A 22,463-nucleotide genomic window follows, 5' to 3' on the forward strand; every position below is an offset into this window, starting at 1 on the left:
CGCTCCTACGAGGGGATTGTTTTCTTTTTGTCCCGGAGTTTGCCATGGCCCTCGCCGTTCCCTCGAACCAGGTCACCACACCCAACTTGAAGCAGCGCCTGGCGCGTGCCGAACGGCTCAACCGCTGGAAGGCCCAGGCGTTGATTGCACCGCTGGTGGTGTTTTTGCTGCTGGTGTTCCTGGTGCCGATTGTTGCGCTGCTTTATAAAAGTGTGGGTAATCCTGAAGTGGTGGCTGGCCTGCCGCGCACCGTGGTCGCGGTCACGGCCTGGGATGGTCGCGGTTTGCCTGGCGAACCGGTGTACCAGGCGATCACCGAGGATTTGGCGCAAGCCCGTAAAAACCAGACCCTGGGCGATTTGTCCAAACGCTTGAACATGGAGTTGGCGGGCTACCGCAGCCTGTTGACCAAAACCGCCCGGGCGCTGCCGTTCAGCGAAGCGCCGGGCTCCTCCTATAAAGATGCGCTGGAAAACTTCGATGAGCGCTGGGGCGACCCGGCGTACTGGCAGGCGATCCGGCGTAACACCAGCAGCTTCACGCCTTACTACCTGCTGGCCGCGGTCGATCATCGTATCGACGACCTCGGTGAGGTGGCACCCGCGACCCCGGACCAGGCGATTTACCTCGATATCTTTGTCCGTACGTTCTGGATGGGCCTGGTGATCACGGTCTGCTGCCTGTTGCTGGCCTATCCGCTGGCTTACTTGCTGGCCAACCTGCCTGCGCGGCAAAGCAACCTGCTGATGATTCTGGTGCTGCTGCCGTTCTGGACGTCAGTGCTGGTGCGTGTGGCCGCCTGGATTGTGCTGTTGCAATCCGGCGGGTTGATCAACGGTGCGCTGATGAGCCTGGGGATCATCGATAAGCCACTGGAACTGGTCTTCAACCGGATGGGGGTCTACATCTCCATGGTGCATATCTTGCTGCCGTTCATGATTTTGCCAATCTACAGCGTGATGAAGGGTATTTCCCCCACCTACATGCGCGCGGCCATTTCCCTGGGGTGTCACCCGTTCGCCAGCTTCTGGCGGGTGTACTTCCCGCAGACCTATGCCGGTGTCGGTGCCGGCTGCCTGTTGGTGTTCATTCTGGCGATCGGTTACTACATCACCCCGGCCTTGCTGGGCAGTCCGAACGATCAGATGGTCAGCTATTTCGTGGCCTTTTACACCAATACCAGCATCAATTGGGGCATGGCCACGGCGCTGGGCGGCTTGCTGCTGCTGGCCACGGTCGTGCTGTACCTGATCTACAACTGGCTGGTGGGCGCCAGCCGCCTGCGCCTGAGCTGAGGAAGTCTTGAGATGACGAGCGCTTACATGTCACCCATAGAGCGGATCTGGTACTACAGCCTGCGGATACTGTGCGGCTTGATCCTGTTATTCCTGATCCTGCCGGTGCTGGTGATCATTCCACTGTCGTTCAACGCCGGGAGTTTCCTGGTGTATCCGCTGCAGGGCTTTTCACTGCAGTGGTACCAGGACTTCTTCGCGTCAGCGGAATGGATGCGCGCCTTGAAAAACAGCATCATCGTCGCCCCGGCGGCGACGGTGCTGGCGATGGTCTTCGGCACGCTGGCGGCGATCGGCCTGACCCGTGGCGATTTCCCCGGCAAGGCGTTGGTGATGGCGCTGGTGATTTCGCCGATGGTGGTGCCGGTGGTGATTGTCGGGGTGGCGAGTTATCTGTTCTTCGCGCCGCTGGGGCTGGGTAACAGCTTCTTTTCGTTGATCGTGGTGCACGCGGTGCTCGGCGTGCCCTTTGTGATCATCACGGTGTCGGCAACGTTGCAGGGTTTCAACTATAACCTTGTACGGGCGGCGGCCAGCCTGGGGGCGTCACCGTTGACGGCCTTTCGCCGGGTGACATTGCCGCTGATCGCGCCCGGTGTCATCAGCGGGGCCTTGTTCGCGTTCGCCACATCGTTCGATGAGGTGGTCGTGACGTTGTTCCTTGCCGGTCCGGAACAGGCGACCCTGCCTCGGCAGATGTTCAGCGGCATTCGCGAAAACCTCAGCCCGACCATTGCCGCGGCGGCGACATTGTTGATCGCCTTCTCGGTGGTGCTGCTGCTGACCCTGGAATGGTTGCGCGGCCGTAGCGAGAAGTTGCGTACGGCACCGGTCTGACGACCATTCAGCCGCTGAATGGCAGACAACCCTGAATTCGGAGTTACTCTTGTGCCAGCCCCCCACTTATAAGAGGCCGCGCACATGAGTACATCCTCATTCAAGATTGCCCATAAACTGCTCACCGGCCCAGGTGCCATCGAGCAATTGGCTAACGAATTAACGCGGCTGGATGTGGACAACCCGCTGATTGTCACCGATGCGGTACTGGTCAAGTCGGGCACCGTGCAGTTGGCGCTGGCGCAGTTGGGTGACCGCAGCTACGAAATTTTCGATCGGGTTTTGCCCGATCCGGAAATCGCGATTGTCGAAGACTGTATGCAGGTCTACCGCGAGGGAGGGCATGACGGCCTGATCGGGGTGGGCGGTGGCAGCGCCATTGATATTGCCAAGAGTGTCGCCGCCTATGCCGGTTATCACGGTGCGCTGGCGGACCTGTTCGGGGTTGATCAGGTGCCGCGCAAAGGCCCGCCATTGATCGCCATTCCCACCACGGCCGGGACCGGTTCGGAAGTCACCAATGTGGCGATTCTTTCGGACAAGGTCGCGCAATTGAAGAAAGGCATCGTCAGCGACTTCCTGCTGCCGGATGTCGCGTTGATCTGTCCGCAAATGACCTTGACCTGTCCCCGCAGCGTGACCGCCGCCAGCGGCGTGGATGCCTTGGTGCATGCCGTCGAGTCGTACCTGTCGCTTAACGCCTCGCCGATTACCGACGCCCTGGCGATTGGCGCCATCAAACTGATCGCCAATGCGTTGCCCAAGGCGTACGCCAACCCGGTCAACCTGCAGGCGCGTGACGATATGGCCACCGCCAGCCTGATGGCCGGCATGGCCTTCGGCAATGCCGGGGTGGGCGCGGTGCATGCCTTGGCCTACCCGCTGGGCGGGCGCTTCAATATTGCCCATGGCGTCAGCAATGCCTTGCTGCTGCCCTACGTCATGCAGTGGAACAAGCTGGCATGTGTCGAGCGCATGCGGGACATCGCCCAGGCGATGGGCGTCAATCTCAACGGGTTGAGTGTCAATGATGCCGCCGATCAGGCCGTCGAGGCGATGGCGCGACTGTGTGCCGCAGTTGAAATCCCCTCGGGGCTGCGCAGCTTCGGCGTTCCCGAAGAGGCCATTGCGGCCATGGCGGTAGAGGCGGCGGGCATTGAGCGCCTGATGCGCAATAATCCGCGCCAGCTCAGCGTGGCGGATATCGAGAAAATCTATCGCGCTGCCTACTAGCATTGAGTCAGGTCACGGTGCGCGCGACAAAGCATGAGGTATACAATGCGCGCCATCGTGATTTAGCTCAGAAAAGGTGCGTCATGCAGCCCTTCGTTATTGCTCCATCGATCCTCTCCGCCGACTTCGCCCGCCTGGGCGAGGAAGTGGACAGCGTATTGGCCGCCGGTGCCGACTTCGTCCACTTCGATGTCATGGACAACCACTACGTGCCGAACCTGACCATTGGTCCAATGGTCTGCGCGGCCTTGCGCAAGTACGGTGTGACCGCGCCCATCGATGTGCACCTGATGGTCAGCCCGGTAGATCGCATCATCGGTGACTTCATTGAAGCCGGTGCGACCTATATCACGTTCCATCCGGAAGCCACGCTGCACGTCGACCGTTCCCTGCAACTGATCCGCGAAGGCGGTTGCAAGGCCGGCCTGGTGTTCAACCCGGCAACCCCGCTGGATACGCTCAAGTACGTGATGGACAAGGTAGACATGGTGCTGCTGATGAGCGTCAACCCAGGTTTTGGCGGGCAGAAGTTCATCCCGGGCACGCTCGACAAGCTGCGCGAAGCCCGTGCGCTGATCGATGCCAGCGGCCGCGATATCCGCCTGGAGATCGACGGTGGCGTCAACCTCAACAACATCCGCGAGATCGCTGCCGCTGGCGCCGACACCTTTGTCGCAGGTTCGGCGATCTTCAACACCCCGGACTATCAGGAAGTGATCGGCAAAATGCGTGCAGAGTTGGCGCTGGCACGTCCATGAGCGGTTTTGAGCAGTTGTTTCCAGGCACAATGCCTCGGCTGGTGATGTTCGACCTGGACGGCACCCTGATCGACTCGGTGCCGGATCTGGCGGCTGCGGTGGATGACATGCTGCTCAAGCTGGGGCGTGCGCCGGCGGGTATCGAGTCGGTGCGCAATTGGGTCGGCAACGGTGCGCCGATGCTGGTGCGCCGGGCCCTGGCCAATAGCCTGGACGCCGAGCATGTCGATGAAGTCGAAGCCGAACATGCCCTGGGGTTGTTCAACGCAGCCTATGAACGTGGCCACGAATTGACCGTGGTCTATCCCGGCGTGCGCGACACCCTCAAATGGCTGCACAAGCAGGGCGTGGAAATGGCCCTGATCACCAACAAGCCGGAGCGCTTCGTCGCGCCGTTGCTGGATCAGATGAAAATCGGTCGTTATTTCCGCTGGATCATCGGTGGTGACACCTTGCCGCAGAAAAAGCCCGATCCGGCGGCGCTGTTTTTCGTGATGAAAATGGCCAATATCCCGGCGTCTCAATCGCTGTTTGTCGGTGACTCACGCAGTGATGTGCTGGCGGCGAAAGCGGCGGGAGTGAAGTGCGTGGCCTTGAGTTATGGCTATAACCATGGTCGGCCGATCGCCGAAGAGTCGCCGGCGTTGGTGATTGATGACCTGCGCCTGCTAATCCCCGGTTGCTTGGCGACGGGCGCTGAGATAACGTTGGCCGACGCTGTTTCTCCCCCTTCTGGAAATGCCATCGTGGTGGTCACTCACAAACTCTGGATGAAAGTCATCAAGGCCCTGGCCCGCTGGCGTTGGCGCGCCTGACTGATCCTCGCCGCGCTGCGGCACGTTTGCATACCTGACTGTCAGATCCTCAAGCCACGAGGCACCTCATGATCCGCGAAGAATTCCTGCGTTTGGCCGCTGCCGGCTACAACCGTATTCCCCTGGCCTGCGAAACCCTGGCCGACTTCGACACACCGCTGTCGATCTACCTAAAACTGGCCGACGAGCCGAACTCCTATTTGCTGGAGTCGGTACAGGGCGGCGAAAAGTGGGGGCGTTACTCGATCATCGGCTTGCCGTGCCGCACGGTGCTGCGTGTCTATGACCATCACGTCAGCATCAGCCACGACGGCGTCGAAATCGAAAGCCATGATGTGGAAGACCCGCTGGCCTTCGTCGAGACGTTCAAGGCTCGGTATAACGTGCCGACCATTGCCGGGTTGCCGCGCTTTAATGGCGGTCTTGTCGGCTACTTCGGCTACGACTGTGTGCGGTATGTGGAACAGCGCCTGGGTAAGTGCCCGAACCCCGATCCGCTGGGCGTGCCGGATATTCTGTTGATGGTGTCCGACGCGGTCGTGGTGTTCGACAACCTCGCCGGCAAGATGCACGCGATTGTGCTCGCGGACCCGTCCCGTCCGGACGCTTTCGAGCAGGGCCAGGCCAGCCTCGAAGCCCTGCTGGAAAAGTTGCGCCAGCCGATCACCCCGCGTCGCGGCCTCGACCTCAGCCGTCCACCGGCCGCCGACCCGGTGTTCCGTTCCAGCTTTACCCAGGATGATTACGAGCGTGCCGTCGACACCATCAAGGAATACATCCTGGCCGGTGACTGCATGCAGGTGGTGCCGTCGCAACGCATGTCCATCGATTTCAAGGCTGCGCCGATTGACTTGTATCGCGCGCTGCGCTGTTTCAATCCGACGCCGTACATGTACTTCTTCAACTTTGGCGACTTCCACGTGGTGGGCAGTTCGCCGGAAGTCCTGGTGCGTGTCGAAGACAACCTGATCACCGTACGTCCGATTGCCGGCACGCGCCCTCGTGGTGCAACCGAAGAAGCGGATCTGGCGCTGGAAGAAGACTTGCTCAGCGATGACAAGGAAATCGCCGAGCACCTGATGCTGATTGACCTGGGCCGCAACGACACCGGGCGCGTCTCGGAAATCGGTTCGGTGAAACTCACCGAGAAGATGGTGATCGAGCGTTACTCCAACGTGATGCACATCGTGTCTAACGTCACCGGAGAGTTGAAGGCTGGCCTGACGGCGATGGATGCGTTGCGTGCGATTTTGCCGGCGGGCACATTGTCGGGCGCACCGAAGATTCGTGCGATGGAGATCATTGATGAGCTGGAGCCGGTCAAGCGTGGCGTCTACGGCGGCGCCGTGGGTTATTTCGCCTGGAACGGCAACATGGATACCGCCATTGCGATCCGTACGGCGGTGATCAAGGACGGTGAACTGCATGTGCAGGCGGGCGGCGGGATTGTTGCCGATTCGGTGCCGGTCCTGGAATGGGAAGAAACCCTGAACAAGCGCCGTGCGATGTTCCGGGCTGTGGCGTTGGCCGAGCAGACGCCGCAGGACTGAAACTAAATGCAGGTCAAAATGTGGGAGCAAGTCCGCTCCCACATTGGTCAGTGGTTGGGCTAGAAGTCCAGTGTCACGCCGACACTGACCCCTTGCTGGGTCAGGCTGTCGTCCTTCCTCACGTTATAAGCAGCGTTCAACGCCAACTCCTTCGTCAGTTTGTGGCTGACCCCCAGGCTCAGGCGATCCGAATTGCTGCGCGGCGTGTACCCGTCCAGTTTGAAATCAATCCCGGGGACGCTGTTGAGGGCGATGTTCACCCGCTGGGTATCGTTTTCAAATTCATGCTCATGAGCCACTTCGCCGAATACCTGGGTGTGGGGCGTGAGGCGATAACTTCCTTGCAGGCCTACGCCAAGGCGCTTGGAGTCGCGTTGTTGGTCATCGAACGTCAGGGCGGTGGAGCGGCTGTCTTTTTCCGCGTAACCCTGGACTTCGATCCGCGCGTAATCGGCACTGATGAAGGGGGACAGATGCCATTCACTGCCCGGCTGGGCAATGTCATACCCGACCCGGCCACTCAAGGCCCACAGCCAGCCGTCGGTATCGCCTTTCTCCGCACCTTCACTGACGCCCAGGGCAAACCTGCGCTTGAGGCTGTCGAAGTCCAGTTTGCCCGCGCTCAACGCCGCATCGACCCACCAGTGATTTTGCTGATACTGGGCAAACGCGGTGCCGATATAGCTGTTGAGCTTGTAGTCCGAATCGCTAGCGCCGGCTTCCAGGGTTTGGCGGTAGAAGCCCGCCGCGACGCCGACGCGCCAGGCTTCGTTGAGTCGGTAGCTGCCGCCAATGTTCAGGTTATAGCCGCTGCCATCACCCTTGGCGCCACTGCTTTGCTCATCAAAATCCAGATGCTGGCCACCGCCGGCGACAATCGCGCGCCATTGGCCCACGGCTTGCCAATTGCCCGAGTCGGCCTGCCATTGATTGCGCAGTTCGTCCTGATGGGCGCGCAAGGTGCCGTGGGCCATTTCCGGCAGCAGTGTCACTTCCCACGGCGCGGCCAACAGTGAGTAGGCACAGTCGGCGATCAGGCGTTGCCCGGCTTCGGTGGGGTGGACCGAATCGTTGTAGATCAACTTGCTCGGGTCCGGATTCGTGCCGCCAATGCCGTAGACGGGGTTGGCGGTGCAGCCATTGCCGCTGAAGCAGGTGCCCGTGAGATTCTGTCCGGTGGCCAGTCCGAAGCGGGCGGGGTCGGCGAAGGTTTCATTGAGCAGCAACGGGATATTCAACGGGATTATCTGAGCGTCGACCTGCGCCAGGCGTTGCACCAGCGCCTGGTTGAACACGCCGCTCAAGGCGCTGCTCGCCGCTTGGCTTGGCGTCCCGTTGATGGCAGGCGTCAGGCCCAGGTCGGGCAGCATCCACACCATGATGTAGCGCGCGCCGGCCTGTTGCAGGGCTTGGGCGCTGTCAGCCAGGCGCCCGCCAGCGGCGACGGCTTGCGTCGGGCTTTGCACCAGCCCCTGAAGGAAGTCATTGCCACCACCGGAGAGAAAATACAGCGCCGACGGATCTGCCCGGCCGCCATTCGCCGGCAGATAACCGTCGCGGCTGCGCAGCACGGTGCCGGCCCCCGGGTTGCCCGGTGGAATGGCGGTATTGGAAACGCTGGTAATGGAGTCGAGGATATTATCGGTACGGTAACCGCCCACCGCCCAATTGTTACCGTCCGGCAAACCCTGGGCGGCGCGGACCACCGAGGTGGAAGCGTTCAGGTCGTTAGGCGCAACGCCCAGTTTCGCGCCGAGCAAGGTGGAGGAGACCAGGGCAAAATTCTCGGTGCCGTTGTTCAGGTAAGTGGGGCCGGTACGGTTGGTAAACCGCAGTGACCCTCCCGCCGGGCCGGCAGCGTCAGGAAACTGGCCCGCATCGGCCAGGCTGTCGCCGAAAACCACCATGGTTGAATAGGGCGACGGTCCCGCAATCGCCTGGCTACAGGCCAGTGACAGGAGGCAGCCGGCGAGCGGCACAAAGAACGGTGGTCTGAGCATGAAATCGTCCATTTAATTATTGTTGGGACAGGCAGCCAAAACCTTAGCAAAGTATTTGCGCTTTTCTTCAACGCAAAAGTGCTTTCGACGGCAAATAACCTGCGCGACGTTTCCCCCGTATTTGCTGCTCCATATTGCACCGCTGACGAGGCTACGTTACTGTGCCTGAACGTATGAACGAGACCCTCCCCGTGTTGATCATCAGCAAGCTCTTGATGCGAGTAATCAAGGCACACGCCCGTTGGCGTTGGCGCGCCTGAATTTTCTTTGCCGGCTCGACCGGACCTGTACCGATTTACCTTCTTCACCTTTTGTTTGACGCGCCTTGTCGGCCCAACCCGACACCCGCAAGTGCGTCTGGCAGCGGGTAATCCATGGAAGGTCGTCATTAGAAGTCAGTGAATTCAAGAGGTTTTAACCCGCATGTTGCTGATGATTGATAACTACGATTCCTTTACCTACAACGTCGTGCAATACCTGGGCGAGCTCGGTGCCGACGTCAAAGTGGTGCGCAACGACGAAATGACGGTTGCCGAAATTGCCGCCCTGAATCCAGAGCGGATTGTGGTTTCTCCTGGCCCGTGTACCCCGACCGAAGCGGGTATTTCTCTGGAAGCGATTAAATTCTTCGCTGGCAAGCTGCCGGTTCTTGGCGTGTGCCTGGGACATCAATCCATCGGCCAGGCGTTTGGCGGCGACGTGGTTCGCGCCCGCCAGGTGATGCATGGCAAGACCAGCCCGGTGTTCCACCATGATCAAGGGGTTTTTCAGGGACTGAATCTGCCGGTGACGGTGACCCGCTACCATTCATTGGTAGTCAAACGCGACACCTTGCCCGAATGCCTCGAGTTGACGGCCTGGACTCAATTGGAGGATGGCTCGGTCGACGAGATCATGGGCCTGCGGCACAAGACACTGAATGTCGAAGGGGTGCAGTTTCACCCTGAATCAATTCTGACCGAGCAGGGCTACGAGCTGTTCGCTAATTTTCTCAAGCAAAGCGGCGGCACGCGCTAAGGACTTTCCATGGATATCAAGACTGCCCTGAGCCGTATCGTCGGCCATCTGGACCTGAGCACCGCTGAAATGAGCGACGTCATGCGTGAAATCATGACCGGTCAATGCAGCGACGCGCAGATTGGCGCCTTTATGATGGCCATGCGCATGAAAAGCGAAAGCATCGACGAGATCGTCGGTGCTGTGTCGGTGATGCGCGAACTGGCGGATAAGGTTGAACTCAACACCCTCGACGGCGTGGTCGATGTGGTCGGTACCGGCGGCGACGGTGCGAATATTTTCAACGTGTCCACGGCCTCTTCCTTTGTGGTGGCGGCAGCCGGCTGCACCGTGGCCAAACACGGTAACCGTGCCGTCTCGGGTAAAAGCGGCAGCGCCGATCTGCTGGAGGCGGCGGGGATCTATCTGAACCTGACGCCTGTGCAAGTGGCACGCTGCATCGATAACGTCGGTATCGGTTTCATGTTCGCCCAGTCCCATCACGGCGCAATGAAGCACGCGGCCGGCCCGCGCAAGGAACTTGGCCTGCGCACCCTGTTTAACATGCTCGGCCCGCTTACGAATCCGGCCGGTGTGAAGCATCAGGTAGTGGGTGTGTTCAGTCAGGCGCTGTGCCGTCCATTGGCTGAAGTCCTGCAACGTCTGGGCAGTAAGCATGTGTTGGTGGTGCATTCCAAGGATGGCCTGGACGAGTTCAGCCTGGCGGCACCGACCTTTGTGGCGGAGCTGAAAAATGATCAGGTCACCGAATATTGGGTCGAGCCTGAAGACCTGGGCATGAAGAGCCAGAGTCTGCACGGGCTGGCGGTGGAAAGCCCGGCGGCTTCCCTTGAGTTGATTCGTGATGCCTTGGGACGTCGCAAGACCGAAAATGGTCAGAAAGCCGCGGAGATGATTATTCTGAATGCTGGCGCGGCACTTTATGCGGCAGATCACGCTTATAGTCTCAAGGAAGGCGTTGCCTTGGCCCATGATGCTTTGCATACCGGGCTGGCGCGTGAAAAGCTCGAAGAGCTGGGAGCATTCACCGCGGTATTCAAGATGGAGAATGAAGGATGAGCGTTCCGACAGTTCTGGAGAAAATCCTCGCGCGCAAGGCCGAAGAGGTGGCCGAGCGTCGTGCTCGTGTGAGCTTGGCGGAGCTGGAAGGGTTGGCGAAGAGCGCCGATGCGCCACGTGGTTTTGCCAATGCCCTGATTGCACAGACCAAACTCAAGCAGCCAGCGGTTATCGCTGAAATCAAAAAGGCTTCGCCAAGCAAAGGCGTGATCCGCGAGCACTTCGTGCCGGACGAGATTGCACTGAGCTACGAGAAGGGCGGGGCGACCTGTCTTTCAGTGTTGACCGATATCGATTACTTCCAGGGTTGCGATCTCTACCTGCAGCAGGCACGCGCCGCGTGCAGGCTGCCGGTGATCCGCAAGGACTTCATGGTCGATCCGTACCAGATCGTCGAAGCGCGGGCGCTGGGCGCCGATTGTGTATTGCTGATCGTTTCCGCGCTGGATGATGTGAAGCTGGCCGAACTGGCGGCTGTGGCTAAAAGTGTAGGGTTGGATGTGTTGGTCGAAGTTCATGACGGTGACGAACTGGAACGTGCACTGAAAACCCTCGATACACCGTTGGTGGGCGTCAATAACCGCAACCTGCACACTTTTGAAGTCAACCTCGAAAACACCCTCGACCTGTTGCCGCGTATACCCCGCGACCGAGTGCTGATCACCGAGAGCGGGATCGTCAACCGGGCTGATGTAGAGCTGATGGAGATCAGCGGCGTCTACTCGTTCCTGGTGGGCGAAACCTTTATGCGCGCCGAGAATCCGGGAGTTGAACTGCAGCGCCTGTTCTTCCCGGAGCGTGGTGTTCCGGTGAGTGGTTCGACGCTGGATTGAGCATGATCCAGCCCATCGCCATGACGGTCGAGGCCGGTTTGCAGGCCGAACAGGATCTGTTGGCCGCCGTGTGTGCGGGTGAACAATCCTTCGGCCTGCTGTTCTGGCAGCCTTGCGATCAGGCGTTGGTCATGCCCCGACGCTTGAGCCGCCTTCCGGCTTTTGAAGCCGCCAGCAAGGTCTCCGCCGATCACGGCTGGCCGGTCTTGCTGCGGGAAACCGGCGGCGAGCCAGTACCGCAGTCGGCGGCCACGGTCAATATCGCGCTGGTCTACGCGCCGCCGCGCAGCGAGGGCGATCAGGGGCGAATCGAAACCGGCTACCAGCGGCTGTGCCAGCCAATCTGCGATTTGCTCATCGAGTTGGGTGGCGATGCGTCTGTGGGAGAAATCGACGGTGCGTTTTGCGACGGTCGTTACAACGTCAATCTCGACGGTCGAAAAATGGTCGGTACTGCCCAGCGCTGGCGCCAGAGTGGTGGGCGGCCGGTAGGGCTGGTGCATGGCGCGCTATTGTTGGATGACGATCGCGTCGAGTTGATTGCGGCGGTCAATCGTTTCAACGAAGCGTGCGGCCTTGAGCAACGGGTGCGTGCTGAAAGTCATATCGCGTTGCATGAAGCCTTTGCTGCGCCGGACGCCATTGGCCGGCTCAATACGTTGTACCGGCAAATGCTCGCAGGCTTCCTGGCGCCTTAACGCGTACCAAACACCACCATGGTCTTGCCTTTGACGTGAACCAGGTTGCGCTCTTCCAGATCCTTGAGCACCCGTCCGACCATCTCTCGGGAACAGCCGACAATACGCCCGATTTCCTGACGCGTGATCTTGATTTGCATGCCGTCCGGATGAGTCATCGCGTCCGGCTGCTTGCACAGTTCCAGCAGACAACGGGCGACGCGTCCGGTGACGTCGAAGAACGCCAGGTCGCCGACCTTGCGAGTGGTGTCGCGCAGACGCTGGGCGATCTGACCGCTTAAGGCATACAGAATGTCCGGATCTTGCTGAGCCAATTCGCGGAATTTGGTGTAGCTGATTTCGGCGACTTCGCACTCGATCTTGGCCCTTACCCAGGCACTGCGTTCCTGTTCTCTCCCGGCTTGCTCAAACAACCCCAGCTCACCAAAAAAATCACCGGAATTGAGGTAGGCGATGATCATTTCGCGACCGTCGTCATCCTCGATCAGGATGGTTACAGAACCCTTGATGATGAAGAACAGGGTCTCCGAGCGCTCACCCGCGCAGATGATATTGTGCTTGGCCGGATAGCGGCGGCGCTGACAATGCATGAGGAGCTTGTCGAGGTTCTTGATCGTGAGTGTGGGAGTAATAGCAACCATGGTTGTATCCCGAAAAAAGACGGCAGGGTGTGGTAGGACTTGTATTTTTATCGAGCACAATCAACGGTTACACACTGCTGCGTAGTAGCTGGCTATGCGTCATTGATTTGGCGCCAGCTTAACAGACACGTTCTGGCACGATCAGGGAATTTGTCTCTGTATCCCGCCGCATGATCGTTTTCAGGCTAAACACTGCTGCTTCAAGGCCCTGTGCTAAGCTGGCGACCCTTTTTTAGCAGTGGAGTCTGGGCGATGAAGGCACGCATCCAATGGGCGGGCGAAGCCATGTTCCTCGGTGAGTCGGGCAGCGGCCATGTGGTGGTCATGGATGGCCCGCAGGAAGCCGGTGGCCGTAATCTGGGCGTACGGCCTATGGAAATGCTCCTGCTGGGTGTCGGCGGTTGCAGCAACTTCGATGTGGTCAGCATCCTGAAGAAGTCCCGTCAGGCGGTGGAAAGTTGCGAAGCCTTTCTCGAAGCCGAGCGCGCCACGGAAGATCCGAAGGTGTTTACCAAGATCCATATGCATTTTGTGGTCAAGGGGCGGGCGTTGAAGGACGCCCAGGTCAAGCGTGCTATCGAGTTGTCGGCCGAAAAGTATTGCTCGGCCTCGATCATGCTCGGGGCGGCCGGCGTGGCCATTACTCATGACTACGAGATCATTGAGTTAGGTTGAACGAGCGGTTTTCAGGCAAAAAGACAGGGTGCTCTTAGCGCATAATGCCGATCAGATTAGCAATCTGTAGGAGCGAGCTTGCTCGCGAAAAACTTACAAGCGCCGCGTTACCCTGGCTGCACGCGTTAACGTTGACGGTTTTCGCGAGCAAGCTCGCTCCTACAAGGGCTAACTGATCGGCATTGGTGCTTTGAGCGCGCTTTTTCCGCCGCTCAGATGCGGTAAGTACTTTTGGTCATGACCTTGGCCATCAGGCTCATGCCGAACTTCACCGGTGCGGGAAAGCGCAAACCACCGGCATCCAGCGCGCTTTCGGCATGAAGTTCTTCGTCAGTGCGCATCTGCTCGAGAATCGCCCGGGATTTTTCGTCTTCGGCCGGCAACTGTTCGAGATGCTCATTAAGGTGTTTGCAGACCTGGTGCTCAGTCGCCGCGACAAAACCGAGGCTGATCTTGTCGCTGATCAGTCCGGCAGCCGCCCCAATGCCAAATGACAAACCGTAAAACAGTGGGTTCAACACGCTTGGGTGGCTACCCAATTGGCGGATACGTTGCTCACACCACGCCAGATGGTCGACTTCTTCCTCGGCAGCATGCTCCATGGCTGCGCGCACCTGCGGCAGCTTGGCGGTCAGGGCCTGTCCCTGATACAGCGCCTGGGCACACACTTCGCCAGTATGGTTGATACGCATCAGGCCGGCGACATGACGGCTCTCGGTTTCGCTCATCTGTGCTTCGGGTTGCACGATGGCGGGCGAGGGACGCTGCGGTTGGCCACTGAAAGGCAGCAACGTACGCATGGCGGTGTCGGCTTGCAGCAACAGACGGTCAATTGGCGAGTAGTGACGCTGGGTAGTCATGCTGACCTCCGGGAAAAATCTCGACGAGCAGTTTACCGCAAGAGAAGGGCGAGCGTTTGCGCTGGGTCAGGATCTTGCGTGCTTTCTGCAGGCGCTGGCGAGGCAGCGCCTGCAGACGCCTGGGGTATCAGCCCGGCGGCCAGTTCATCTGGCGTTGCCCCAGTACATGCATATGAATGTGATAGACGGTTTGCCCGCCGTCTTCGTTGCAGTTCATCACAACGCGGAACCCCTTCTCGCAGCCCTGTTCCACGGCCAGGCGCTGGGCAGTGAACAGAATATGTCCCGCCAGGGCCTTGTCGGCCTCGGTCAGGTCGTTAAGCGTGCGGATGGGCTTCTTCGGGATAACCAGAAAGTGTACCGGTGCCTGTGGGGCGATATCGTGGAAGGCCAGGACCTGATCGTCCTCGTAGATGATCTTCGCAGGTATTTCTCTGTTGATGATCTTGGTGAACAGAGTATCCACAGCTGTTTCTCCGTAGTGAAAGTGCCGGGTGAGTGTACTGCATGCACACAGCCATTGGTGTGAGCCGCTATCGTGAGCAATAGGCCTTGTTGACTGCACCGGCGATTTTGCGGGTCAGCCAGCGTGGGCTCAAGCGCGGACTGAACGCCAGCCAGCGGTTCCGGCGACCGGGAATGATGATGGCTTTGTTCTTTTCCAGGGCGCGCACGGTGTAGAGCGCAACCTCTTCGGCACTCATCAGTTGCTGGCTGCGGTCGAGTTTGGCGGTATCCATCTGTGCGCTGCCGAAGAAAGCGGTGCGCGTCGGGCCTGGGCAGAGTACCGAAACCTGTATGCCACAGGTTTTCAGCTCCTCGCGCAAACCTTCGGAAAAGTGCAAGACATAGGCTTTGCTGGCGTAGTAGGTGCTCATCCACGGCCCAGGCTGAAAGGCCGCAACCGAGGCAACGTTGAGAATCTGCCCGCCGCCTTGCAGGGCCATGGAGTTACCAACGGCATGACACAGGCGGGTCAAGGCCAGGATGTTGACCTCCATCAGGTCCTGCTCGGTCATCCAGTCCTGGGCCAGGAACGGACCACTGCTACCAATGCCGGCGCAGTTGACCAGTAAGTCGATCTGCCGCTCGCCTTCTTCCAGCTCCAGCAAAAAGCCGGAGAGGCGCAACGGCTCGCCCAGGTCACAGGCGCGAAACAGTACGTCGACGCCAAAGCGTTGGGTCAGCTCGATGGCAATACTTTCCAACTGATCACGCTGGCGGGCCACCAGAATCAAGCTGCGACCACGCCGCGCGAGTGCTTCGGCCAAAGCCAGGCCAATGCCGCTGGAAGCACCGGTGATCAGAGCGTAACGGGTCATGTATTTCTCCATCGCAACGCCGCCGCACCTGTAACAGAGGCATCACAGGTGCGGCGTGTTTCTTCATTCTTGCGCAGAGTCTACAGGTTCGGCCACGTCATCAGCACTTTGCCCATCTTCTTCGTCGACGATAACGCTCTGCTCAACCCCGTCATAAGTACTCATCGAGCTGCTTTCCAAGTGAGTGTCCATCTCATCCAGCATGCCGCTCAGGCCCGAGAGCAATACAGCGCAGAACAGCAACGGTATGAATGCCAGCCACATCACGGCCAGTACTTTGACGGCAGTGCTGTTGCGTGGCGGTGGCGCGCCATACTGGTTGGCGCCGCCGTTGCCTGGCAGCACCATCAACAGGATCGGGAAAATACTGCCAACGAACGGCACCAGATTAAGGAACCATAACCAGCCGGACCAACCGAGGTCATGCAAGCGTTGCACGGTAATCTGCACGCTGACCCAGATAAACGCGACAAAGAGTGCGAAGCCCACCAGGCTGCCAAGGACGATGGCCGCGGTGGAAGATACCGCCGCGATCCCCAGGCCAACGCTAACTGCCACGCCCAGGACGGCAAGCATGACCAGCGTCAGCACCAGCGTCCACGCCAGAAAGCGCAGTCGGCCGATACGCCCGTTGATGGTGAAGACTTTCAGCGTCGAGAACTCTGGCAGGTCGTCGCCCACCGTGGCGCGGGGTGGGGCGTAAGGCGAGGTTGCCGAGGTGCTGCGTTCGGAATGGGTTTCGTGTGTCTCCGCCAGACTGAAGGCCACCGGTTGTTCGGCTTCGATGCGCGCTTCGATGCCGGTTTTGGTCAGCGCTTCAAGATAGGTTTGAGCGTCGGCGTGGGCCAGGTCGCGCTTAAGGGCAACCGGGCGCCCGGTAAACAGCTTTTCGATTGTCTCGATATCGCTTTTGAACAGATCGGCGAGGTTCAGCTTGGCGGTGGTGGGTTCGACACCGGGCAGCAATGCGCCCTCAAACACAATCTTGAAACGGTTGTCGCTCATGCGGGCATCCTTGTCACTTGAAGTAGGTAAGTGTGGTGTCGGAAGTGTAGCGCCTGCCCCGATGGGCAGGCGATGGATCCTTGCTCAATCAGCGCGGCCAGTGTTTCGACAATTGTGCCGTGTGTTCGAGCGCTTTGCGGTATTCGCTATCCAGTCGCGCGACGAGTTCAGCCACGCTGGGCAAGTCATCTATTTGTCCGACGCCCTGGCCTGCCGACCAGACAGTCTTCCAGGCCTTGGCTTCATCATTCAATGGCTTGAGCTTGGAGCCGAAATTGACTTCGCCCTTGCCTTGTAGGGCGGCGAGGTCGAAACCGGCGTTTTCCAGGCTCTGGCGCATAAAACTTGCGGGTACACCCGAAACGGCCGGCGTGTGCACGATGTCCGCGGCGCGCGATGTGAGCAACATCTCTTTATACGCATCCGGGGCATGGCTTTCGGTGGTGCCGATGAACCGGGTGCCGAAATAGGCAAGGTCCGCCCCGAGCAATTGCGCCGCCAGAATTTCGTGCCCGTGGTTGAGACAGCCGGCCAGCAGCAGGGTTTTGTCGAAAAACTGACGGATTTCGGCGATCAGCGAGAACGGGCTCCACGTTCCGGCGTGGCCACCAGCGCCCGCCGCGACCGCAATCAGGCCATCGACACCGGCTTCTGCGGCCTTCTCTGCGTGGCGCCTTGTGGTGACGTCATGGAAGACCAGTCCACCGTAGCTGTGTACAGCGTCCACCAGTTCTTTCACTGCTCCCAGACTGGTGATGACAATTGGCACCTTGTGCTCGACACAAATCGCCAGGTCAGCCGCAAGGCGCGGGTTGCTGTTATGCACAATCAGATTGACCGCGTAGGGCGCGGGGTTGTCCAGCAGCGCCAGGCCCGTCTCGATTTCTTCCAGCCAGGCCTTGAAGCCACTGCTTTCGCGCTGGTTGAGCGCCGGGAAGCTGCCGACCACGCCGTTGCGGCAGCAAGCCAGGACCAGTTGCGGGTTGGAGATCAGGAACATCGGCGCTGCCACTACGGGCAGCCGTAAACGGTGTTCAAGCAAAGCGGGCAGCGACATTGGAAGTACCCCGGATTAAAGTGCGGCTGATGAGAGTTAAAACGGCTTTACGACAACCAAAATTACAATCGCCAGCAATATCAGAACTGGCACTTCATTGAACCAGCGATAAAAGACATGGCTGCGGGTGTTTTCGCCACGTGCGAAGCGCTTCACTTGAGCGCCGCACATATGGTGGTAGCCGATCAGGAGCACCACCAGGGTCAGTTTTGCGTGCATCCAGCCGCCTTGGCTGAACACGCTCGGGTTGAGGCTGATCAACCAGATGCCGAATACCAGCGTGGCGATCATCGAAGGCAGCATGATGCCGCGGTACAGTTTGCGCTCCATGATGCAGAAACGTTCTTTGCTGGTGCTGTCTTCGCTTTGCGCGTGATAGACGAACAGGCGCGGCAAGTAAAACAGCCCGGCAAACCAGCAGACGATGCTGACGATATGAAAGGCTTTTATCCATAGATAGAGCATTTTTAGTTATCCCAGGTTCACGGTAACTGGGGATAGTAGAGGTTAGCGCGCCCGCACGTCACCTTGGCGGTTGTCGCAGAACGATACGGCCCCTATTATCGACGGCTTTCCAGTGGTTCGTTGAGGGCAGGTTTATGGTCAAGGTCGGTATTGTCGGCGGCACGGGGTACACCGGTGTCGAATTGCTGCGTCTGTTGGCCCAGCATCCGCAAGCGGAAGTGGTGGTCATCACTTCCCGATCCGAGGCCGGCATGGCTGTTGCCGATATGTACCCCAATCTGCGCGGTCATTACGACGGTCTGGCTTTCAGCGTTCCGGATATCAAGACCCTGGGGGCCTGCGATGTGGTGTTCTTTGCCACGCCTCACGGTGTCGCCCATGCCCTGGCCGGTGAGTTGCTGGCGGCTGGAACCAAGGTTATTGACCTCTCGGCGGACTTTCGTTTGCAAGACGCGCAGGAATGGGCCAAATGGTATGGCCAGCCGCATGGTGCTCCAGAGCTGCTTGAGGAGGCGGTCTATGGCCTGCCGGAAGTCAATCGCGAGCAGATCAGGCAGGCGCGCCTGATTGCCGTGCCGGGCTGCTATCCGACTGCCACGCAGTTGGGGTTCCTGCCTCTGTTGGAGGCGGGACTGGCCGACGCTTCGCGCTTGATTGCTGATTGCAAGTCGGGTGTCAGTGGTGCAGGTCGCGGCGCGGCCGTGGGATCGTTGTACTCCGAGACTTCGGAAAGCATGAAGGCTTATGCGGTTAAAGGGCATCGTCACTTGCCGGAAATTCGCCAAGGCCTGCGCCGTGCAGCGGGCAAGGATGTCGGCCTGACGTTCGTGCCGCACTTGACCCCGATGATCCGCGGGATCCACTCGACACTATATGCAACCGTCGTGGACCGCTCGGTAGATCTGCAGGCGTTGTTCGAGAAGCGTTATGCCAACGAACCGTTCGTCGATGTGATGCCGGCCGGCAGCCACCCGGAAACCCGTAGCGTGCGTGGCGCGAATGTCTGCCGTATTGCCGTGCACCGCCCGCAGGACGGTGACCTGGTGGTGGTGCTTTCGGTCATCGACAATCTCGTCAAGGGCGCGTCCGGCCAGGCTGTGCAGAACATGAATATCCTGTTCGGGCTGGATGAGAAACTGGGCTTGTCTCACGCGGGCATGATGCCGTAAGGCCTTGGCTGCTGTGCAAAAGGCCCGTTGATCGGGCCTTTTGTGTTTTTAAGGGGCGATGTGCAGATTGATATACCGTAACAATAGTTGACCGCTTTTCTAGGAGAAGCGGATAATGTCGGCTATCACGCATATGGCGGCGTTACGCCGGGAGATTATCAGCATGAGCGTTGAATCCTTCACCCCCACGGTTTTGCAATTCACCCACGGTGCCGCGCACAAGGTGAAGAGCCTGGTCGATGAAGAGGGTAATGACCGGTTGAAGCTGCGCGTATTTGTTACGGGTGGCGGTTGTTCCGGGTTTCAGTACGGTTTCACCTTCGATGAAGATGTAGCCGATGACGACACCATCGTCGAGCGCGAAGGTGTCAGCCTGGTTGTGGACCCAATGAGCTTCCAGTATTTGGCAGGTGCCGAGGTGGATTACCAGGAAGGTTTGGAAGGCTCGCGCTTTGTGATCAAGAACCCGAATGCCACCACGACCTGTGGTTGTGGCTCGTCGTTCTCGATCTGATCAATATTGGGCTGGAAAAGACGCCGGTTGGCTCGCATGGAGCCAACCGGCGTTTTGCTATCTGCGGATCAGGCGGGATAGATCGCGCCGAGCACGCGAAGACCACGCGCACCGGTCACGCCAGGACGGTTGGCGGCGATACCTTCAAGGCAGCAGTGGGCCAACCAGGCAAAGGCCATGGCCTCGACCCAGTCGGGATCCACGCCGTTAGTGGCGGTACTGCTGACTCGTGTGCCAGGTAGCAGGGCGCTGAGACGGTTCATGAGTGTGGTGTTATGGGCGCCTCCGCCACAGACCAGCAGGGTGTCGGTCTGAGGCTGTGCGGCTTTCAAGGCGTCGACGATGGTCAAGGCTGTGAGTTCCAGCAGCGTCGCTTGTACGTCTTGAGCACTGAATGCCGGCAACCGGCCAAGGTGGTGCTCCAGCCAAACAAGGTTGAAAACTTCGCGGCCGGTGCTTTTCGGGCCTTTAGTCAGGAAAAATGGGTCGCTGAGCAGTGCGCTGAGTAATGCGGGCGCAACTTTTCCATTGGCAGCCCATTGGCCATCGCGATCGAAATTTTCACCGCGCTGCTGCTGAATCCAGGCGTCCAGCAGGACGTTGCCGGGGCCGCAGTCGAAGCCGGTGACCGGTTTGCCGGTTTCAATCAGGCTGAGATTGCTGAAGCCGCCGATATTCAACACTGCCCGATGGCCGCTGTGGGTGTCGAACAAGGCTTCATGGAAGGCAGGTACCAAGGGCGCGCCTTGGCCGCCAGCGGCGACATCGCGACTGCGAAAATCACTGACGACGGTTATGCCGGTCAATTCGGTGAGCAGTGCCGGATTACCGATCTGCACGGTAAAGCCGCGTCCTGGCTCGTGGCGAATGGTTTGCCCATGACTGCCAATCGCCCGGATGTCGTGGGGTGCGAGTCGCTGCTGCTCGAGCAGTGCGTGAATACCTTGTGCAGCGAGTGTTACCCAGCTTTGTTGAGCAGTTGCCGAGCGGGCAATCTCATCCGGACCACTGGTACACAGATCCAGCAACTCGGCCCGCAGAGGCTCGGGCATCGGGATGTAGTGAGTGGCAATCAGTTTGATCGCCGGGTCCTGTTCAATCAGCGCAATGTCCAGGCCATCAAGGCTGGTCCCGGACATTACGCCTATATAGAGCGGCATGGCTCAGCGCTTCGCCGAAGCCAGCATGGTTGCCCGCTCCTGGTTCATGCGTGCCATCAGTGGCTGGCTTTGTTGCATGAAACGCGCGCGTTCGGCCTTGGCGATCGGGTCGGCCATGGGCAGCTTCCGGCCCAATGGGTCGACGTGGACGCCGTTGACCTGGAACTCGTAATGCAGGTGCGGTCCGGTGGACAGGCCGGTGGTGCCGATATAGCCAATTATCTGGCCTTGCTTGACGTTGCCGCCGGTCTTGATGCCTTTGGCAAAACCTTGCATGTGGCCGTAGAGCGTGCGGTAGGTATTGCCGTGCTGAATGATCACGGTATTGCCGTAGCCGCCACGGCGACCGGCCAGCAGCACCTTGCCGTCACCCGCAGCCTTGATCGGTGTGCCGCGAGGCGCGGCATAGTCCACACCTTTGTGGGCGCGAATTTTGTTCAGAATTGGATGCTTGCGGCCCATGGAGAAACGCGAGCTAATACGAGCGAAGTCAACGGGCGTACGAATGAACGCCTTGCGCATGCTCTTGCCGTCGGCGGTGTAATAGCTGCTATTGCCTTGCTTGTTGGTGTAGCGCACGGCGGTATAGGTTTTGCCGCGGTTGGTAAAGCGTGCCGAAAGAATATTGCCGGTGCCGACCACTTTGCCCTTGACTACTTTCTGTTCGTAGATCACGTCGAACTCGTCGCCTTGGCGAATATCCTGGGCGAAGTCGATGTCGTAGCCAAACACGCGGGCCATGTCCATGGTCATGCTGTGCGACAGTCCTGCGCGGGCGGCGGACTGGGAGAGGGAGCTGTTGATTACGCCGTGGATATAGGCGGAACGTACGACAGGCTTGGTGGTAATGCGATTGAAGGCAAAGCCCTTGGCGTCTTTGGTCAGCGTTATGCTTTCCAGGTCGCTGAGATCGGTCTGCAGACTGGTCAGTTGACCCTCGGGGCTCAGTTCGAAATTGAGCTTTTGGCCACGCTTGAGGTGGGCGAATTGCTTGGCCTGCTTATCACTGGCCAGTATCTCACTGACGGTCGAGACCGGCAGCCCGACTTTTTCGAACAGCGTCGACAGTGTGTCGCCACTGGCCACGATCACTTCGCGGTGTTGCGGGCCAGTTGGCGCCTGAGCGGTTTCCTTGGCGTCATCTTGGCTGTCTTCAATCTGTGCAAACGGCGTCTCGACTGCATCGGTTGTGGCTTGTTGGGCGTCGGAAGCGTCTTGATCTTGTGTCAGTTGTTCAGCCGGACTCTCCAAGTCAAGACTCAGGGTAGTCCGTTTGGCTTCTACGTCGCTGGAAGGGAATACCAGAAGTGCCAGGCTGAGAAGGGCGGCGATACCACTTGCGGCGAGCAGGTGGGTCTTCGGGTAAAGCGGTGGCGCTTTAGATGGTTCAGTGGTCATAGGTAATTTTGACTTTGAAAAGATGAAATGGAAAAGATGAATGACATGATGAAGATGAAATAACTGTATAAAATATAACCAAATCATCTGTGGTGCAAGCTC

General features: G+C 59.2%; 23 protein-coding genes. 13 read left to right on the forward strand and 10 right to left on the reverse strand.

Annotated elements, in window-relative coordinates; all coding sequences use genetic code 11:
- Positions 1-44: 44 nt before the first annotated feature.
- The 6 genes from BLU75_RS25710 to trpE all read left to right on the forward strand — a co-directional run bounded on the left by BLU75_RS25710 (position 45) and on the right by trpE (position 6,488).
- Positions 45-1,295, forward strand: coding sequence for an ABC transporter permease (locus BLU75_RS25710; RefSeq protein WP_084379528.1), 1,251 nt, complete (start codon positions 45-47; stop codon positions 1,293-1,295).
- A 12-nt stretch (positions 1,296-1,307) separates the two neighbouring features.
- Positions 1,308-2,132: an ABC transporter permease gene (locus tag BLU75_RS25715; RefSeq protein WP_084379527.1), complete on the forward strand. Its 825-nt coding sequence runs from the start codon at positions 1,308-1,310 to the stop codon at positions 2,130-2,132.
- Between the two features lie 84 nt (positions 2,133-2,216).
- Positions 2,217-3,365: an iron-containing alcohol dehydrogenase gene (locus BLU75_RS25720; RefSeq protein ID WP_084379526.1), complete on the forward strand. Its 1,149-nt coding sequence runs from the start codon at positions 2,217-2,219 to the stop codon at positions 3,363-3,365.
- Positions 3,366-3,448: 83 nt separating this feature from the next.
- Positions 3,449-4,123 (forward strand): ribulose-phosphate 3-epimerase, encoded by a 675-nt coding sequence (gene rpe, locus BLU75_RS25725; protein WP_084379525.1) that lies wholly within the window; start codon positions 3,449-3,451, stop codon positions 4,121-4,123.
- Positions 4,120-4,938, forward strand: a complete 819-nt coding sequence (locus BLU75_RS25730) for a phosphoglycolate phosphatase (protein ID WP_084379524.1) — start codon at positions 4,120-4,122, stop codon at positions 4,936-4,938. The genes rpe and BLU75_RS25730 overlap by 4 nt, the downstream gene beginning before the upstream one ends.
- Before the next feature lie 68 nt (positions 4,939-5,006).
- The gene (trpE, locus tag BLU75_RS25735; RefSeq protein ID WP_084379523.1) at positions 5,007-6,488 is read left to right on the forward strand and encodes an anthranilate synthase component I; all 1,482 of its coding nucleotides are present in this window, start codon (positions 5,007-5,009) and stop codon (positions 6,486-6,488) included.
- Between the two features lie 59 nt (positions 6,489-6,547).
- Here the strand turns inward: trpE and estP are convergent, their stop codons facing one another.
- On the reverse strand, positions 6,548-8,488 hold the full coding sequence (gene estP / locus BLU75_RS25740) for an esterase EstP (RefSeq protein WP_084379522.1): 1,941 nt from the start codon (positions 8,486-8,488) through the stop codon (positions 6,548-6,550).
- A 423-nt stretch (positions 8,489-8,911) separates the two neighbouring features.
- On the opposite strand from estP, the gene BLU75_RS25745 reads away from it, so the two are divergent.
- Genes BLU75_RS25745 through BLU75_RS25760 form a run of 4 tightly spaced genes read left to right on the forward strand, consistent with a single transcriptional unit; the run spans position 8,912 to position 12,095 of the window.
- Complete coding sequence (locus BLU75_RS25745) at positions 8,912-9,505, forward strand: aminodeoxychorismate/anthranilate synthase component II (RefSeq protein WP_084379521.1); 594 nt, start codon at positions 8,912-8,914, stop codon at positions 9,503-9,505.
- A gap of 9 nt (positions 9,506-9,514) precedes the next feature.
- Positions 9,515-10,564 carry an anthranilate phosphoribosyltransferase gene (gene trpD / locus BLU75_RS25750; protein WP_084379520.1) on the forward strand — a complete coding sequence of 350 codons (1,050 nt, stop codon included), beginning with the start codon at positions 9,515-9,517 and terminating at the stop codon, positions 10,562-10,564.
- Positions 10,561-11,397: an indole-3-glycerol phosphate synthase TrpC gene (gene trpC / locus BLU75_RS25755; protein ID WP_084379519.1), complete on the forward strand. Its 837-nt coding sequence runs from the start codon at positions 10,561-10,563 to the stop codon at positions 11,395-11,397. Before trpD ends, trpC begins: the two co-directional genes overlap by 4 nt.
- A 2-nt stretch (positions 11,398-11,399) precedes the next feature.
- Positions 11,400-12,095: a lipoate--protein ligase family protein gene (locus BLU75_RS25760; RefSeq protein WP_084379518.1), complete on the forward strand. Its 696-nt coding sequence runs from the start codon at positions 11,400-11,402 to the stop codon at positions 12,093-12,095.
- Here BLU75_RS25760 and crp read toward each other — a convergent pair.
- A complete protein-coding gene (crp, locus tag BLU75_RS25765) occupies positions 12,092-12,736 on the reverse strand; it encodes a cAMP-activated global transcriptional regulator CRP (protein WP_084379517.1) in 645 nt (214 codons plus the stop codon). The genes BLU75_RS25760 and crp overlap by 4 nt on opposite strands.
- 252 nt (positions 12,737-12,988) lie before the next feature.
- Here crp and BLU75_RS25770 point away from each other — a divergent pair, with 252 nt between their 5' ends.
- Positions 12,989-13,411 carry an OsmC family protein gene (locus BLU75_RS25770; RefSeq protein ID WP_084379516.1) on the forward strand — a complete coding sequence of 141 codons (423 nt, stop codon included), beginning with the start codon at positions 12,989-12,991 and terminating at the stop codon, positions 13,409-13,411.
- Between the two features lie 212 nt (positions 13,412-13,623).
- Here the strand turns inward: BLU75_RS25770 and coq7 are convergent, their stop codons facing one another.
- The 6 genes from coq7 to hemJ form a co-directional block, all read right to left on the reverse strand.
- Entirely contained in the window at positions 13,624-14,271 is a 648-nt protein-coding gene (gene coq7 / locus BLU75_RS25775; RefSeq protein WP_084379515.1) for a 2-polyprenyl-3-methyl-6-methoxy-1,4-benzoquinone monooxygenase, read from the reverse strand.
- A 127-nt stretch (positions 14,272-14,398) separates the two neighbouring features.
- Positions 14,399-14,737, reverse strand: coding sequence for a histidine triad nucleotide-binding protein (locus BLU75_RS25780; protein ID WP_084379514.1), 339 nt, complete (start codon positions 14,735-14,737; stop codon positions 14,399-14,401).
- Positions 14,738-14,804: 67 nt separating this feature from the next.
- On the reverse strand, positions 14,805-15,593 hold the full coding sequence (locus tag BLU75_RS25785; protein WP_084379513.1) for an SDR family NAD(P)-dependent oxidoreductase: 789 nt from the start codon (positions 15,591-15,593) through the stop codon (positions 14,805-14,807).
- A gap of 63 nt (positions 15,594-15,656) precedes the next feature.
- Positions 15,657-16,598 (reverse strand): DUF805 domain-containing protein, encoded by a 942-nt coding sequence (locus BLU75_RS25790; RefSeq protein WP_084379512.1) that lies wholly within the window; start codon positions 16,596-16,598, stop codon positions 15,657-15,659.
- A gap of 88 nt (positions 16,599-16,686) precedes the next feature.
- The gene (locus BLU75_RS25795; RefSeq protein WP_084379511.1) at positions 16,687-17,655 is read right to left on the reverse strand and encodes an NAD(P)H-dependent flavin oxidoreductase; all 969 of its coding nucleotides are present in this window, start codon (positions 17,653-17,655) and stop codon (positions 16,687-16,689) included.
- 36 nt (positions 17,656-17,691) lie between these two features.
- A complete protein-coding gene (gene hemJ / locus BLU75_RS25800; protein WP_084379510.1) occupies positions 17,692-18,120 on the reverse strand; it encodes a protoporphyrinogen oxidase HemJ in 429 nt (142 codons plus the stop codon).
- A gap of 134 nt (positions 18,121-18,254) precedes the next feature.
- Between hemJ and argC the strand changes: the two genes are divergently transcribed.
- A complete protein-coding gene (argC, locus tag BLU75_RS25805) occupies positions 18,255-19,289 on the forward strand; it encodes an N-acetyl-gamma-glutamyl-phosphate reductase (RefSeq protein ID WP_084379509.1) in 1,035 nt (344 codons plus the stop codon).
- 163 nt (positions 19,290-19,452) lie between these two features.
- Entirely contained in the window at positions 19,453-19,803 is a 351-nt protein-coding gene (gene erpA, locus BLU75_RS25810; RefSeq protein WP_084379622.1) for an iron-sulfur cluster insertion protein ErpA, read from the forward strand.
- A 68-nt stretch (positions 19,804-19,871) separates the two neighbouring features.
- Here erpA and BLU75_RS25815 read toward each other — a convergent pair whose 3' ends face one another.
- Positions 19,872-20,963, reverse strand: a complete 1,092-nt coding sequence (locus BLU75_RS25815; RefSeq protein ID WP_084379508.1) for an anhydro-N-acetylmuramic acid kinase — start codon at positions 20,961-20,963, stop codon at positions 19,872-19,874.
- A gap of 3 nt (positions 20,964-20,966) precedes the next feature.
- Positions 20,967-22,361 carry a peptidoglycan DD-metalloendopeptidase family protein gene (locus tag BLU75_RS25820; protein WP_084379507.1) on the reverse strand — a complete coding sequence of 465 codons (1,395 nt, stop codon included), beginning with the start codon at positions 22,359-22,361 and terminating at the stop codon, positions 20,967-20,969.
- Between the last annotated feature and the right edge of the window lie 102 nt (positions 22,362-22,463).

Source organism: Pseudomonas mucidolens (assembly GCF_900106045.1).
Classification (GTDB): domain Bacteria; phylum Pseudomonadota; class Gammaproteobacteria; order Pseudomonadales; family Pseudomonadaceae; genus Aquipseudomonas; species Aquipseudomonas mucidolens.

Excerpts from the sequence above, each read along its gene's own strand:
- BLU75_RS25710 (WP_084379528.1), top strand. The coding sequence starts at position 45 with ATGGCCCTCGCCGTTCCCTCGAACCAGGTCACCACACCCAACTTGAAG.
- BLU75_RS25715 (WP_084379527.1), top strand. The coding sequence starts at position 1,308 with ATGACGAGCGCTTACATGTCACCCATAGAGCGGATCTGGTACTACAGC.
- BLU75_RS25720 (WP_084379526.1), top strand. The coding sequence starts at position 2,217 with ATGAGTACATCCTCATTCAAGATTGCCCATAAACTGCTCACCGGCCCA.
- rpe (WP_084379525.1), top strand. The coding sequence starts at position 3,449 with ATGCAGCCCTTCGTTATTGCTCCATCGATCCTCTCCGCCGACTTCGCC.
- BLU75_RS25730 (WP_084379524.1), top strand. The coding sequence starts at position 4,120 with ATGAGCGGTTTTGAGCAGTTGTTTCCAGGCACAATGCCTCGGCTGGTG.
- trpE (WP_084379523.1), top strand. The coding sequence starts at position 5,007 with ATGATCCGCGAAGAATTCCTGCGTTTGGCCGCTGCCGGCTACAACCGT.
- estP (WP_084379522.1), bottom strand. The coding sequence starts at position 8,488 with ATGCTCAGACCACCGTTCTTTGTGCCGCTCGCCGGCTGCCTCCTGTCA.
- BLU75_RS25745 (WP_084379521.1), top strand. The coding sequence starts at position 8,912 with ATGTTGCTGATGATTGATAACTACGATTCCTTTACCTACAACGTCGTG.
- trpD (WP_084379520.1), top strand. The coding sequence starts at position 9,515 with ATGGATATCAAGACTGCCCTGAGCCGTATCGTCGGCCATCTGGACCTG.
- trpC (WP_084379519.1), top strand. The coding sequence starts at position 10,561 with ATGAGCGTTCCGACAGTTCTGGAGAAAATCCTCGCGCGCAAGGCCGAA.
- BLU75_RS25760 (WP_084379518.1), top strand. The coding sequence starts at position 11,400 with ATGATCCAGCCCATCGCCATGACGGTCGAGGCCGGTTTGCAGGCCGAA.
- crp (WP_084379517.1), bottom strand. The coding sequence starts at position 12,736 with ATGGTTGCTATTACTCCCACACTCACGATCAAGAACCTCGACAAGCTC.
- BLU75_RS25770 (WP_084379516.1), top strand. The coding sequence starts at position 12,989 with ATGAAGGCACGCATCCAATGGGCGGGCGAAGCCATGTTCCTCGGTGAG.
- coq7 (WP_084379515.1), bottom strand. The coding sequence starts at position 14,271 with ATGACTACCCAGCGTCACTACTCGCCAATTGACCGTCTGTTGCTGCAA.
- BLU75_RS25785 (WP_084379513.1), bottom strand. The coding sequence starts at position 15,593 with ATGACCCGTTACGCTCTGATCACCGGTGCTTCCAGCGGCATTGGCCTG.
- BLU75_RS25790 (WP_084379512.1), bottom strand. The coding sequence starts at position 16,598 with ATGAGCGACAACCGTTTCAAGATTGTGTTTGAGGGCGCATTGCTGCCC.
- BLU75_RS25795 (WP_084379511.1), bottom strand. The coding sequence starts at position 17,655 with ATGTCGCTGCCCGCTTTGCTTGAACACCGTTTACGGCTGCCCGTAGTG.
- hemJ (WP_084379510.1), bottom strand. The coding sequence starts at position 18,120 with ATGCTCTATCTATGGATAAAAGCCTTTCATATCGTCAGCATCGTCTGC.
- argC (WP_084379509.1), top strand. The coding sequence starts at position 18,255 with ATGGTCAAGGTCGGTATTGTCGGCGGCACGGGGTACACCGGTGTCGAA.
- erpA (WP_084379622.1), top strand. The coding sequence starts at position 19,453 with ATGAGCGTTGAATCCTTCACCCCCACGGTTTTGCAATTCACCCACGGT.
- BLU75_RS25815 (WP_084379508.1), bottom strand. The coding sequence starts at position 20,963 with ATGCCGCTCTATATAGGCGTAATGTCCGGGACCAGCCTTGATGGCCTG.
- BLU75_RS25820 (WP_084379507.1), bottom strand. The coding sequence starts at position 22,361 with ATGACCACTGAACCATCTAAAGCGCCACCGCTTTACCCGAAGACCCAC.